This is a genomic window from Herbiconiux gentiana, assembly GCF_024978135.1.
Taxonomy (GTDB): Bacteria; Actinomycetota; Actinomycetes; order Actinomycetales; family Microbacteriaceae; genus Herbiconiux; species Herbiconiux gentiana.
This window is the reverse complement of the sequence record NZ_JANTEZ010000001.1, coordinates 17,295-31,261: the sequence shown is the minus strand read 5'-3', so window position 1 is coordinate 31,261 and position 13,967 is coordinate 17,295. Positions and strand designations below refer to the sequence as shown.

10 protein-coding genes are annotated in these 13,967 nt (G+C 70.4%); 4 read left to right on the top strand and 6 right to left on the bottom strand.

The genetic code is table 11. From position 1 onward, the window contains the following. Positions 1-11 precede the first annotated feature (11 nt). A complete protein-coding gene (locus NVV95_RS00130) occupies positions 12-239 on the bottom strand; it encodes a DUF7455 domain-containing protein (RefSeq protein ID WP_259484522.1) in 228 nt (75 codons plus the stop codon). 204 nt (positions 240-443) lie between these two features. On the opposite strand from NVV95_RS00130, the gene NVV95_RS00125 reads away from it, so the two are divergent. Further along, positions 444-2,531: a DNA gyrase/topoisomerase IV subunit B gene (locus NVV95_RS00125; protein WP_259484521.1), complete on the top strand. Its 2,088-nt coding sequence runs from the start codon at positions 444-446 to the stop codon at positions 2,529-2,531. A gap of 20 nt (positions 2,532-2,551) precedes the next feature. Here NVV95_RS00125 and NVV95_RS00120 read toward each other — a convergent pair whose 3' ends face one another. The 5 genes from NVV95_RS00120 to NVV95_RS00100 form a co-directional block, all read right to left on the bottom strand. Beyond that, positions 2,552-3,331 (bottom strand): type 1 glutamine amidotransferase, encoded by a 780-nt coding sequence (locus NVV95_RS00120; protein ID WP_259484520.1) that lies wholly within the window; start codon positions 3,329-3,331, stop codon positions 2,552-2,554. After that, positions 3,328-4,620: a MurT ligase domain-containing protein gene (locus NVV95_RS00115; protein WP_259484519.1), complete on the bottom strand. Its 1,293-nt coding sequence runs from the start codon at positions 4,618-4,620 to the stop codon at positions 3,328-3,330. Before NVV95_RS00115 ends, NVV95_RS00120 begins: the two co-directional genes overlap by 4 nt. Positions 4,621-4,624: 4 nt before the next feature. Next, positions 4,625-5,950 (bottom strand): RNA polymerase sigma factor, encoded by a 1,326-nt coding sequence (locus NVV95_RS00110; protein WP_259484518.1) that lies wholly within the window; start codon positions 5,948-5,950, stop codon positions 4,625-4,627. Positions 5,951-6,165: 215 nt separating this feature from the next. Continuing rightward, positions 6,166-7,479 (bottom strand): MFS transporter, encoded by a 1,314-nt coding sequence (locus NVV95_RS00105; protein WP_259484517.1) that lies wholly within the window; start codon positions 7,477-7,479, stop codon positions 6,166-6,168. Between the two features lie 49 nt (positions 7,480-7,528). Beyond that, complete coding sequence (locus NVV95_RS00100) at positions 7,529-8,455, bottom strand: proteasome assembly chaperone family protein (RefSeq protein WP_259484516.1); 927 nt, start codon at positions 8,453-8,455, stop codon at positions 7,529-7,531. Positions 8,456-8,582: 127 nt separating this feature from the next. Here NVV95_RS00100 and NVV95_RS00095 point away from each other — a divergent pair, with 127 nt between their 5' ends. The 3 genes from NVV95_RS00095 (at position 8,583) to sucB (ending at position 13,172) form a co-directional block, all read left to right on the top strand. Further along, on the top strand, positions 8,583-10,103 hold the full coding sequence (locus NVV95_RS00095; protein WP_259484515.1) for a leucyl aminopeptidase: 1,521 nt from the start codon (positions 8,583-8,585) through the stop codon (positions 10,101-10,103). A 90-nt stretch (positions 10,104-10,193) separates the two neighbouring features. Continuing rightward, the gene (gene lpdA, locus NVV95_RS00090) at positions 10,194-11,567 is read left to right on the top strand and encodes a dihydrolipoyl dehydrogenase (protein WP_259484514.1); all 1,374 of its coding nucleotides are present in this window, start codon (positions 10,194-10,196) and stop codon (positions 11,565-11,567) included. Positions 11,568-11,663: 96 nt separating this feature from the next. Further along, the gene (gene sucB, locus NVV95_RS00085; RefSeq protein ID WP_259484513.1) at positions 11,664-13,172 is read left to right on the top strand and encodes a 2-oxoglutarate dehydrogenase, E2 component, dihydrolipoamide succinyltransferase; all 1,509 of its coding nucleotides are present in this window, start codon (positions 11,664-11,666) and stop codon (positions 13,170-13,172) included. Positions 13,173-13,967: the final 795 nt, after the last annotated feature.

Here is a 13,967-nt window from a genome sequence, read left to right as displayed (position 1 = left end):
TGCGGCAGCAGCTACTTCGAGAGCAGCTTGGCCGACTCGTCGTGCCAGCCGGTCGCGACCTGGGAGAGCTTCTCCTGGTACTTGCGGCCGTGGTGGGCGCAGAACAGCAGCTCGCCACCCGACGGCATGTCGACGCGGATGTAGGCCTGGGCTCCGCAGCTGTCGCAGCGGTCGGCTGCGGTGAGCTGGTACGTGTTCTCGAGGTCGGAGACAGCCTCGGTGTCGGCGATTGACGGCATATCGTGCTCCTAAGCTGCTCGGGCGGATCGGGTTATCTGCAATCAAAGCACTGTTCCCTGCGGGGTCGGCCCCAATGCACCGTGTTTCGCTCTGCGCGTACCGACCGGTCGCGCGTCGGGTGTGGCGCGGCCGGGCGCGCCTCGCCAGCGATTACCCTTGACGAGGATGCCGGTCCGGCTCCGCGACCCCCAGAAGGAGACCCGGTGGCCTCTGTGTCCGACTACTCCGCCCGGCATCTGTCCGTGCTCGAGGGGCTCGAGGCCGTGCGCAAGCGCCCCGGCATGTACATCGGCTCCACCGACTCGCGCGGGCTCATGCACTGCCTCTGGGAGATCATCGACAACTCCGTCGACGAGGCGCTCGGCGGGCACGGCAGCTCGATCGACATCGTGCTGCGCGGCGACGGCAGCGTCGAGGTGCGCGACACCGCCCGGGGCATCCCCGTCGACATCGAGCCGAAGACGGGTCTCTCGGGTGTCGAGGTCGTCTTCACCAAGCTGCACGCCGGCGGCAAGTTCGGCTCCGGCTCCTACGCGGCCTCCGGCGGACTGCACGGCGTCGGCGCCTCCGTCGTGAACGCCCTGTCGGAGCGCCTCGACGTCGAGGTCGACCGCGACGGCAAGACCTATGCGATGTCCTTCCACCGCGGCGAGCCGGGTGTCTTCGACGATCGCGGTGCCGAGCCGAGCCCCGACGCCCCGTTCACGCCGTTCGAGAAGCAGAGCGAGCTGCGTGTCGTCGGCAAGGTCAAGCGCGGCGTCACCGGCACCCGGGTGCGCTACTGGGCCGACCGGCAGATCTTCACCAAGGGCGCCGAGTTCCAGACCGACGACCTGATCGTGCGGGCGCGCCAGACGGCCTTCCTCGTGCCGGGGCTCGCGATCGAGATCGACGACGAGCGCGGCGAGGAACCGCGACGCGAGTCGTTCCGCTTCGAGGGCGGCATCTCGGAGTTCGTGGAGCACCTCGCCGCCGACGCCCCCGTCACCGACGTCTGGCGCATCCAGGGCTCCGGCACCTTCACCGAGACGGTGCCCGTGCTCTCGGAGTCGGGGGCCATGCTCCCCACCGAGCTCCGCCGCGAGTGCGAGGTCGACCTGGCCCTGCGCTGGGGCATCGGCTACGACACCGCCTTCCGCAGCTTCGTCAACATCATCTCGACGCCGAAGGGCGGCACCCATCAGGCCGGCTTCGAGGCCGGGCTGCTGAAGTTCCTGCGCCAGAGCGTCGAGGCGAACGCCCGCCGGCTCAAGGTCGGCACCGACAAGCTCGAGAAGGACGACGTGCTCGCCGGGCTCACCGCCGTGCTCACGGTACGGCTGCCCGAGCCGCAGTTCGAGGGGCAGACCAAGGAGGTGCTCGGCACCCCCGCGGTGCGGAACATCGTCTCGCAGGTCGTGACCAAGGGGCTCGCCGAGCGCTTCTCCTCCACCAAGCGCGACGACAAGACGCAGGCCGCCCTCGTGCTCGACAAGGTCGTCGCCGAGATGAAGTCACGCATCTCGGCCCGGGCGCACAAGGAGACCCAGCGTCGCAAGAACGCGCTGGAGTCCTCCTCGCTGCCGGCGAAGCTCGTCGACTGCCGCTCCTCCGACGTGGCGCAGAGCGAGCTGTTCATCGTCGAGGGCGACTCGGCGCTCGGCACCGCGAAGCTCGCGCGCTCGAGCGAGTTCCAGGCCCTGCTGCCCATCCGCGGCAAGATCCTGAACGTGCAGAAGGCGTCGATCGCCGACATGCTCTCCAACACCGAGTGCGCGTCGATCATCCAGGTCATCGGGGCGGGGTCGGGTCGTTCGTTCGACCTCTCGGCCGCGCGCTACGGCAAGATCATCCTGATGAGCGACGCCGACGTCGACGGGGCGCACATCCGCACCCTGCTGCTCACGCTGTTCTTCCGCTACATGCGGCCGCTCATCGAAGACGGCCGGGTCTACGCGGCGGTGCCGCCCCTGCACCGCGTCGTCGCGATCAACCCGGGCTCGAAGCCCAACGAGACGATCTACACCTACTCCGAGGCCGAGCTGAACGGCGTGCTGGCGCAGCTGAAGAAGTCAAACCGCCGGTATCAAGACCCGATCCAGCGCTACAAGGGTCTCGGCGAGATGGATGCCGACCAGCTCTCCTCGACCACGATGGACAAGCGCTACCGCACGCTCCGCCGCGTCAACGTGGCCGACGCCGCGGTGGCCGAGCGGATGTTCGAACTCCTGATGGGCGACGAGGTCCCCCCTCGCAAGGAATTCATCATCCAGGGTTCCGACAAGCTCTCGCGCGACCGCATCGACGTCTGACCTCCTCGCGAGTCGGCGGGCTACTCCGAGAGGGGGGCCGCCGCGATCGTGGCGCGGGACTGGCGGGCACTCTCGTCGACGAGGCGGAGCGACTCCGGCGCCGGGTCGGTGTACTCGAGGCCGCGACGAAGGCGCGCGGTGTCGAGCAGCGAGTCGGCGAGGGCCGGGTTGTTCGCGAGCAGCGGCCCGTGCATGTGGGTGCCGAGGAGGTTGTCCTCCCAGAAGCCCTCCTCGCCCGGGGTCTCGGAGTTGCCGCGACCGTAGACGACGCGACCGAGCGTGCCGTGCGGCCCGACGTCGACGAAGGATCCACGGTTCTCGAAGCCCACGATCGGGCCGATGCGCGGCGAGTCGAGCACGAAGTCGCCCACTACACGGGTGCCCCCGTGCCGGGTGGCGACGGGGAACAGGGAGGCGCCTTCGAGCACCTCGCCCGATTCGAGCGTGACCGTCTGCCCGAGCAGCTGGAACCCGGCGCCCACCGCGAGGAACGGCCGGCCGTCGGCGGCCAGCGCCCTCAGGTCGCCGGCCACGGCGGTGACGAGCGGATGCGCGATCAGCTCGGCCGACACGGGGCCGCTGCCGATGAACACCAGGTCGGCGTCGTCGAACCGGGCGCGCACCGCCGCGTCGTCGGGCCCGTCGTAGCTCAGCACCTCGACGGGGAGACCCCGCCGCTCGGACCGCAGACGGAGGATCTCGACGTTGCCGCTCTCGCCGTTCAGGCCGAGGAGGCGGGGGAAGAGGTGCAGGATGCGGAGAGCGCCTCTCGAGGCCCCCTTCGGTGTCGCCGCGGTCATGCCGCTCCCCCGCCCTCGAGCTCCTTGAAGCCCAGGATCTTGCGGATGCCCATCATCTGCTCGTAGTTCAGGATCATCACCTTGTGTCCGGTGGCCGGCTTCGGGAGCGCCAGGAACGCCTTGAGCGCCGCGCGCACGTCGAGGTCGACCGAGCCGACGGGGATGTCGAGGTAGCCGAAACGCGTGGCGAACTGCCAGGCCTTCGATCCGGTGATGCCGTCGACGTGGTCGAGGGCCGAGAAGTCGATGTCCCAGATCCACGACGGGTCGGGGGTCCCCTCGTCGACCGCGAGGAAGACCTGCTCGGGCGCCGACTCGAGCGAATCGAGGTTGAGCTGGAGGCTCGCCGGGTTCTTCATCATGATGATCTCGATCTGCTCGCCGTCGACGACGAGCAGCTCGCCGCGCCCATACACGGTGGCGAGCGAGTCGAGCGCCTGGCTCACCAGCTCCGGGCGGAAGCGGTCGCCGAGCACGCTGCGGGCGGTCGCCGCGGCACCGGCCGCGTCGAGCGCGTAGTGCAGGCCGCGGGAGGGGAGCTTGACCTCGATCCGCGTGTCCGGCTCGATGGCCAGGGTCGCACGGTTGCCGGTGAGGGCCACCACCTCGACCGCGGCCGGGCGCGACCCGGGCTTCGCACCGACGTCGCCGAAGCGGTCGGCCGAGGCGACACCGTGGCCGGCGGGCTCGACGAGCTCGGGCACACCGCCGAAGAACGACACCGCGCGACCGGAGTACGCGGGGATGCGCGTGTCGAGGTCGACCAGGAAGTTGTCCTCCCGGTTGAGGATCAGCCCCTCGGTCGACGTCGCCGCCACCCGCGCCAGCATCGCGGCGACGCGATCGGGCTCGTGGTAGCGGTTCAGCTGGTCGATCTGGATGTTCAGCAGCAGCACCGTCTTCGGCTTCAGCAGCTCGGCGAGGCGGGTGCCGTAGCCCTCGTCGACCTCGAGGATGGCGATGTCGGCGTCGAGCCGCCCGCCCAGCGAGACCTCGGAGAGCAGCGCCGACGCGATGCCCTGGGGCAGGTTGCCGCCCGAGGGGTTGGTGAAGACCTTCAGGCCGTGGGCCCGGATGATCGCCGCCAGCATGTTCGTGGTGGTGGACTTGCCGTTCGAACCCGACACCGCGACCACGCCGTCGGGGATGGCCGCGATGGTGCGCTCGAGGAAGTCGGGGTCGATGCGGAGGGCGATGTTGCCGGGGATGGCCGAGCCGCCGCCACGCAGGCGCGCGGCGACCCGGACGGCCCGTCCGACGAGGACGGCGGCCGTGGTGCGGGCGGTCACCGGCCTACTCGAGGTAGTCGCGGAGCGACTGCGAACGGGACGGGTGGCGCAGCTTCGCCATGGTCTTGGACTCGATCTGGCGGATGCGCTCGCGCGTGACCCCGAAGGTGTCGCCGATCTGGTCGAGCGTCTTCGGCATGCCGTCACCGAGGCCGAAGCGCATCCGGATGACGCCGGCCTCGCGCTCGGAGAGCGAGTCGAGCAGCGACTCCAGCTGCTTCTGCAGCATGGTGAAGCCCACCGCGTCGGCCGGAACGACCGCCTCGGTGTCCTCGATCAGGTCGCCGAACTCGCTGTCGCCGTCCTCACCGAGGGGCGTGTGCAGCGAGATGGGCTCGCGGCCGTACTTCTGCACCTCGACGACCTTCTCGGGCGTCATGTCGAGCTCGCGGCTGAGCTCCTCGGGCGTGGGCTCGCGACCCAGGTCCTGCAGCATCTGACGCTGCACGCGGGCCAGCTTGTTGATGACCTCGACCATGTGCACCGGGATGCGGATGGTGCGGGCCTGGTCGGCCATGGCGCGGGTGATGGCCTGACGGATCCACCACGTGGCATAGGTCGAGAACTTGAAGCCCTTGGTGTAGTCGAACTTCTCGACCGCACGGATGAGGCCGAGGTTGCCTTCCTGGATCAGGTCGAGGAACTGCATGCCGCGACCCGTGTAGCGCTTGGCGAGGCTGACCACGAGGCGGAGGTTGGCGCCGAGCAGGTGGCTCTTCGCGCGCTGGCCGTCTTTCGCCACCCACTGCAGCTCGCGCTTGAGCTGGGGGGTCATGTTCTCGGTGCTCGCCAGCTTGTCCTCGGCGAACAGGCCCGCCTCGATGCGCATGGCGAGCTCGACCTCCTCGGCGGCGTTGAGCAGCGCGACCTTGCCGATCTGCTTCAGGTAGTCCTTGACCGGGTCGGCGGTGGCACCCGTGATGGTGCTCGAGTAGACCGGCACCTCGTCCTCGTCGTCGACGAGCGACAGCACGAGCGCGCCGGAGGGAAGGGCCTCGCCGGCCGCGGCCGGAGCGGTCGCCTTGTCGTCGTCTCCGTCGCCGTCGGCGTCGGTCGCGTCGGCGTCGCCCTCGGCGACCACCTCGGTGTCGGACTCGACGTCGACCTCGACCTCGCCCTCGGCGTCGTCGTCGGGCTCGCCCTCGTCGTCGGAGGCCTTGGCCTTCGTGGCGCGCTTGGGTGCGGCCTTCGCCGCCGTCTTCGGCTTGGCGGCGGCCTTGGTGGCCGGCTTCGCCTTCGCGGCGGGCCGCTTGGCGGCGGGAGCCGCCGTCTCGACCTCGTCGGGCGTCGTCGCCTTCTCGAGGGTGTCTGCGGACTTGGGGGTGGCCATTAGTTCACCTTTCACGCCACGCGGCGGGCGGATCGAGCTCGTGGCTCCGGGCGGAGAGCCCACTGCGTGAAGATGTTTTTGGACAGTACTAAGACCCATGTCAAGTGCCGGATTCGCGCAGCCTCGGGGAGCGCTGCAACCGTGCACAGGAACGGGTCTTCATATCAATTATGACACGGAAACGGAAGACCGCTCGCCGTCGCGCCCCCGACGACTCACCCTCTCCGCTTCCACGTCCTGAGGAGTGCAACCCAGATGGGGCCCACGGATATTCCCTCGTCCTCCTCCAGCTTGCGCCGCGTGCGGCGGCGGGCGCGCAGCAGCATGACGACGCCGAACCCGATCACGAGGTACTGCACCGAGAACGCGAGGCGGAAGGCTCCGAGGTCGTACAGCGAGCTGCTCCAGCCCGCGTCGAACTGCGCGTCGAGGATCACGCCGATCAGGAACATGATCACGAAGCTCGCGGTGAAGCCGCCCACGTTGACGATGCCGTTCGCCGATCCCAGGGAGCGGATGGGGTTGAACGAACGGGCGAAGTCGAAGCCGATCAGGGAGCCGGGGCCGCCGACGCCCATCGCGACCACGAGCAGCACGATCAGCCAGAACGGCGGCACGCCGGGCCACAGCAGCACGGCGGCCCAGACCGCTCCGAGCGTCGCGGTGATGGCGAGCACGAGATTCGACCGTCGCAGCGGGAAGCGTGCGGTCAGGATGCCGAGGATCGGCCCGGCGACGAGCCCGGTCAGCACGATCAGCACGAGCACGACGGATGCGGTGCCCTGCTCGATCCCGACGGCCGACACCAGGAAGGGGAACCCCCAGAACAGCGCGAAGGCCGTTCCGGACGACTGGGTGACGTAGTGCGTCCAGAAGCCGAGCTGGGTGCCCGGACGCTTGAGGGTCGCACCCAGGCCGCGCACCGCATCCTTCACCGAGGCCACCCGGGGCTGCTCGGCCACCCCCGCCGGACGATCGGCGAGGAACGCGACGCCGAGCACGAACCCGGCGAAGGAGAGCGAGGCGGCGGCCGCGAACGCCGGGGTCCAGCCCACGTTGTGCAGCACCCACGCGAACGGCAGGGCGCTCAGGATCTGGCCGATCGCACCGATGTTCCCCGTCCACTGCGACAGCAGCGGCACGCTGCGGCCCTGGAACCAGGAGTTGATCAAGCGGATCAGCGAGATGAAGACGGCGGCGTCGCCGGCGCCCACGAGCATCCGCCCCGCGATCGCGACGCCGATCGACGGCGCGAAGGCGAGCACGAGCTGGCCGACGACCATGATCGCCGAACCCGTGGTGATGAGGAGCTTCGGCCCGACGCGGTCGATCAGCAGGCCGATGGGGATCTGCAGCCCCGCGTAGACCACGAGCTGCAGCACGGCCAGCGCCGACAGCAGGGCGGCCGAGGTCTCGAAGCGGTCGGCTGCGTCGACTCCAGCGACACCGAGGGTCGAGCGCTGCAGCACCGCCGCCATGTAGGCGAACACACCGACCGCGAAAACGATCCAGGAGCGGCGGGAGTTCACTGCGCCAATGCTACTCCGGGGCGGGAGCCCCTACCGGGTGCTCAGCGCCTCAGGCCTGACGCCCGTCGTCGTCGCCCAGACGGTTGCCGGCCAGGAAGCGCTCGAGCTCGTCGGCGATCTCGTCGGCCGAGGGGAGCTCGCCGTCGACGTCGGTGAGGGGGGAACGCACGCCGTTGCCCTCCATGTAGGTGTCGTGACGCTCCTCGAGCGTGGACACCAGACGGGCCAGCTCGGTGTTCGACTGCACCTGCTCGTCGATCTTGCCGTCGAAGACCCGGCCCTCCTCGCGGAGGCGGTCGGTCGGGAAGATCAGACTGGTCGCCGCGCTGACGCTCTCGACCGCGACGAGTGCCGCGGTGGGGTACTCGGTGTCGGCCAGGTAGTGCGGCACGAGCAGCACGAAACCGGCGATCGGATGCCCGAGCTGCTGCAGGCGGTACTCAACCAGATGGAGCGCGTTCGCCGGCGCCTGCGTCGTGGGCTTCCATACCGAGAGCGCGTCGGTCAACTCGCTGCGGTTGCCGCTGACCGTGACGCGCACGGGGCGGGTGTGCGGCACCGGCATCGGGATGGCGTGCACCCACGTGGTGGTGCTGACCGCGAAGCGCTGCACGAGCTCGATCACCGCGGCCGAGAAGCGCTCCCACTGGAAGTCGGGCTCGAAACCGTTGAGGAAGAGGAAGCGCTGGCCGATCTCGTCGGTCATCAGGTGCAGCCGCAGCGCCTGCGGCTGGTAGTCGCTGATGTGATCCTGATCGAAGGTGATGATCGGGCGGCGGGCCCGGTAGTCGAGCAGGATGTCGGGGTCGAACTCGGCGACGACGGTCGACTCGAGGGTGTCGAGGAGGTACTCCCCGAACTGCGCCACCGCGCCGCCGGCGTCGGTGAAACCCGACAGAGCGGCGACGAGCTGGAGCCCGTCGGGCACGAGGCCCGGTTCGGCCACGACGTCATAGAGACCGCTCGGATTGTCCATGCTCCAACTCTAATCGCGGCCGCCCGCGGGCCTCTGGCGCGGGTCGCATGCCGAGAGCGAACAGGGATCGGGAATACGGCCGAGCACCGGGCGCGGCGGGCCGGGGCCGCCCGGTTAGGCTGGCGGGATGACTTCGGCCTCGCTCTCCCTCCGCTCCCCCGACCAGCAGCTCACCGAGGAGGAGGTGCTCGTCGTCGGCGCCTCGACCGCCGACGGTGAGGTCACCGTGCGCGGATCGCTCGGCGCCTCGTTCGGCACCGAGATCGAGGCCGCGCTCGAGGCGTCGCTGGAGGCCGTGGGCTTCGGTGGCAAGAAGGACGAGTTCGTGCGTCTGCCCGCCCCGGCCGGTGTCGCGGCGAAGACCGTGGCGGTCGTCGGACTGGGCACGGCCGAGCCCGACCTCGAGACCCTGCGCTACGCCGCGGGTGTCGCCGGCCGCCGCGCCACCGGCTCCGCCCCCGTCGTGCTCGACTTCGGAGTCGAGACCCCCGCCGAGCTCGAAGCCGTCGCCGAGGGAGCGGGCCTCGGCTCGTACGACTACACCGACTACCGGGGCACCGGCACGAGCTCGGAGGAGCCCGTGACGCCCCGCCGGCTCGAGGTCGTGCACGGGGCGCTCGCCGCCGAGGACGCGGCGACCGCGCTCGAGCGGGCCCGCATCTCGGTCGAGGCCGTCGAGCTCGTCCGCGACCTGGTGAACGTGCCGGCGCTCGACCTCTACCCGTCGAACTACGCCGATAGGGTGCAGGGCCTCGTGGAGGGCCTGCCCGTCGAGGTCGCGGTGTGGGACGAGGAGCAGCTCGTGGCCCAGGGCTTCGGCGGCATCGCCGGCGTCGGTCAGGGTTCGACCCGCCCGCCGCGTCTGGTGAAGGTCTCGTACCACCCGGCCGCCGCGGAGAAGCACATCGCGCTCGTGGGCAAGGGCATCACCTTCGACACGGGCGGCCTGTCGCTGAAACCGCCGGTCTCGATGATCGGCATGAAGTACGACATGGCGGGTTCGGCGACGGTGCTCGCCGCCGTGCTGGCTGCCGCCCGTCTCGACCTGCCCGTGCGTCTGACCGCGTGGCTCTGCCTCGCCGAGAACATGCCGTCGGGTGTCGCCATCCGGCCCGGTGACGTGCTGACCATCCGCGGTGGCCGCACCGTCGAGGTGCTCAACACCGACGCCGAGGGCCGGCTCGTCATGGCCGACGGCCTCGTCGCCGCCAGCGAGGAGAAACCCGACGCCATCATCGACGTGGCCACCCTCACCGGGGCCGCCGTGGTCGCGCTCGGCAACCGCTACACCGCCGCCATGGGTGACGAGGGCCTCGTCGACCAGGTGCTCCAGGCCGCCGACGCGGCCGGTGAGAAGATCTGGCCGATGCCGCTGCCCGAGGAGCTGCGACCGCTCCTCGCTTCCGACATCGCCGACATCGCCAACGTCAAGCCCGGCAACACCGCGGGCGGGATGCTCGTCGCCGGCGTCTTCCTCAAGGACTTCGTGGGCAAAGACGACGCCGGGGTCACGATCCCCTGGGCGCACCTCGACATCGCCGGCCCGGCGCAGAACAAGGACGGCGGCTACGGCTATACCGTGAAGGGCCCGACCGGAGTCACCGTGCGCACCTTGCTCCGCCTTGCCGAGGCCTTCTCCCGCGCGTAGTAAGGTCGTAGGGGCGAAAAGAACATCGCCCTTCTTCCATGCCCAATCACGCATGCGGGCTGGAATCTCTATGCACGAGGGAGTTGCTAGGTGTCGGAACAGAATTTTGACATTGTGGTTCTCGGCGGCGGCAGCGGTGGCTATGCAGCCGCCCTGCGGGCCAGCCAGCTGGGCTTCACGGTCGCGATGATCGAGAAGGACAAGGTCGGCGGCACGTGCCTCCACCGAGGCTGCATCCCGACCAAGGCGCTCCTCCACTCGGCCGAGGTGGCCGACGTCTCGCGGGAGTCGGCGAAGTACGGCGTGAACACCACGTTCGGCGGCATCGACATCGCCGCGGTCACCGCCTACCGCGAGGGCATCGTCGCCTCCAAGTACAAGGGCCTCGAGGGGCTCGTCAAGGCGCGCGGCATCACCACGATCGCCGGTGAGGGCCGTTTGACCTCCCCCACCACGGTGCAGGTCGGCGACCAGACCATCACGGGCGGCAAGATCGTGCTCGCGACCGGCTCCTACTCCCGCACCCTGCCCGGCCTCGAGATCGGCGGCCGGGTCATCACCTCCGAGCAGGCCCTGGCGCTCGACTTCATCCCGAACAAGGTCGTCATCCTGGGCGGCGGCGTGATCGGCGTCGAGTTCGCGAGCGTCTGGAAGTCGTTCGGCGTCGACGTGACCATCGTCGAGGCGCTCCCCCACCTGGTGCCCAACGAGGACGAGGCGATCTCGAAGCAGTTCGAGCGGGCCTTCCGCAAGAGGGGCATCGCCTTCAACCTCGGCACCCGCTTCTCCGGCGTCACGCAGAACGAGAACGGCGTCGTCGTCTCGCTGGAAGACGGCAAGACCTTCGAAGGCGACCTTCTGCTCGTCGCCGTGGGCCGTGGCCCGGCGACCGCCGGGCTCGGTTTCGAGGAGGCCGGTGTGACGGTCGACCGCGGCTTCGTCATCACCGACCACCGCCTGCAGACCAGCGTGCCCGGCGTCTACGCCGTCGGCGACATCGTGCCCGGCCTCCAGCTCGCGCACCGCGGCTTCCAGCAGGGCATCTTCGTGGCCGAGGAGATCGCGGGCCTCAACCCGCAGGTCGTCGAGGACGTCAACATCCCCAAGGTCACCTACTCCGACCCCGAGGTCGCCTCCGTCGGACTCACCGAGGCGAAGGCCAAGGAGAAGTACGGCGACGACAAGATCTCGGCCTACGACTACAACCTCGCCGGCAACGGCAAGAGCCACATCATCGGCACGACGGGCTCGGTCAAGGTCGTGCGCGTCAACGACGGCCCGGTCATCGGCATCCACATGATCGGCGCCCGCGTGGGCGAGCTGATCGGCGAAGGCCAGCTGATCGTGAACTGGGAGGCCTACCCCGAGGACGTGGCCTCGCTCGTGCACGCGCACCCCACGCAGAACGAGGCGCTCGGCGAGGCACACCTCGCGCTGGCCGGGAAGCCCTTGCACGCCATCTGATCCTGCCGGCCTCCGGGCCGCGCCGACCGGGGCCGTGCCCCCACCCACCGTGCCGACTAGGCTGAAGAAGAACCGTTCCATAAGGAGACAAAGGTCATGAGCGAATCCGTCAACCTTCCCGCACTCGGTGAGAGTGTCACCGAAGGAACGGTCACCCGGTGGCTCAAGAACGTCGGCGATCGCGTCGAGGTCGATGAGCCGCTTCTCGAGGTCTCGACCGACAAGGTCGACACCGAGATCCCCTCGCCCGTCTCGGGTGTGATCGAGGAGATCCTCGTGCAGGAGGACGAGACCGTCGAGGTCGGCACCGCCCTCGTGCGCATCGGCGACGGCTCCGGTGGCGGCGACGCCGCTCCGGCCCCGGCCGAGGCTCCCGCCGAGGAGGCCCAGGCTGCTCCCGCCGAGGCCGCTGCTCCCGCCGAGCCGGCTCCGGCCGCCCCGGCCGAGGAGAAGCCCGAAGAGGTCGTCACCCCCTCGGTCGACGCCCCGGCTCCTGCCGAGCAGCCGGCTCCGTCGGCTCCCGAGCCCGTTCAGGAGACCCCCGCGCCGGCCCCGGCCGCCCCGGCTCCCGCAGCGGCTCCTGCTCCAGTCGCCACGCCCGCTCCCGCCGCTCCGGCACCCGCGGCCGCGCCTGCTGCCGCCCCGGCCCCCGCCGCCGCGCCGGCCGACGCCACCGCGCAGTCGGGCCCCAACGCCGGCTACGTCACCCCGCTCGTGCGCAAGCTCGCGCACGACCAGGGCATCGACCTCTCGACCGTCACCGGTTCGGGCGTCGGCGGCCGCATCCGCAAGGAGGACGTGCTCGCCGCGGCCGAGGCCGCCAAGGCCCCAGCCGCCGCTCCGGCCGCCGCCGAGTCGCCGGCTGCGAGCACCAAGCTCGAGACCTCGCCGCTCCGGGGCACCACGCAGCCGATGTCGCGCCTCCGCAAGGTCGTCGCCGAGCGCGCCGTGGCCTCGATGCAGGCGTCGGCGCAGCTGACGACCGTGGTCGAGGTCGACGTCACCAAGGTCGCGGCGTTCCGCGACTCGGTGAAGGGCAGCTTCCTCGAGAAGACCGGTCAGAAGCTCTCGTTCCTGCCGTTCTTCGCCCTGGCCGCGGCCGAGGCCCTCAAGGCGTACCCGATCATCAACGCCACGGTCGATGGTGACAGCATCGTCTACCCCGACCACGAGAGCATCAGCATCGCGGTCGACACCGAGCGCGGTCTCCTCACCCCCGTGGTGAAGAACGCCGGCGACCTCGACATCGCGGGCTTCGCGGCCCAGATCGCCGACCTCGCCGCCCGCACCCGCGACAACAAGCTGAAGCCCGACGAGCTGGCCGGCGGCACCTTCACCCTCACCAACACCGGTTCGCGTGGCGCGCTCTTCGACACGCCTCTCGTCTTCCTCCCCCAGGTCGCCATCCTCGGCACCGGCGCGGTCGTGAAGAAGCCGGCGATCGTGAAGGTCGACGGAGCCGACGCCATCGCGGTGCGCTCGACGGTCTACCTGGCGCTGAGCTACGACCACCGCATCGTCGACGGCGCGGACGCCGCCCGCTTCCTCACCGCGGTCAAGAACCGCCTCGAAGAGGGCGCCTTCCAGGCCGACCTGGGCATCTGATCCAGCGGCCCCGCCGAGCTCCCACGAGCGCAGCCTGAAGCCGGTCTCGCCCCTCACCACGAGGAGCGAGACCGGCTTCGCCGTTCCCACCCCGTCCGCGCCCGGCTGATCACCCGCACCCGCCTGCCCACCCGCGCCCTCGAGACCACCTGCGCCCTGCTGCCCACCCGCGCCCTCGAGACCACCTGCGCCCTGCTGCCCACCCGCGCCCGCGCGACCGTCCGCTTCCGCTCGGCCGACCGCAGCCGAGGCCCGCAGCAGGATGAGCCCGCCGAAGTCGTCCACCACCTCGATGCCGCTGACCTCGGCGAGCGGATCATGGGTCTCGCCTGTTCGACCTCCGCTCGCTGGGGCCGACGCTCCGATCAGCGCTGCGTCGGCGAGGAACGCCGGCGACCCGGGCTGATCGACCCCGACCAGGCACTCATCACCGCCACCCTGGATGCACCGGGCCCGCGCTCCGAGCAGCGCGACGACCGCCGCAACGGGATCCGCCCCCCGATCGTCGAACAGACCGGCCCCCGCCGCCCCGCTCGGCGATGGATGTGCCTGACCCGCCTCGGAACGCCCACCATCGCCCGGCGCACCCGAGCCCGGGCTGCTGACGGGAGTCAGCGAAGCCGCGACCGTGCTGGACGCATCGCCCGTCGCCTCACCATTCACGTGGGCACCGTTCGCGCGGCCATCGTTCGCGGGGGCATCGGGCGGTGGGATGACGAGCGCCGCGACGATCACTCCCACCACGAGCGCTGCTCCTCCCGCGATCGCGATCCGGCGATGGCGGCCCTGGAGAGC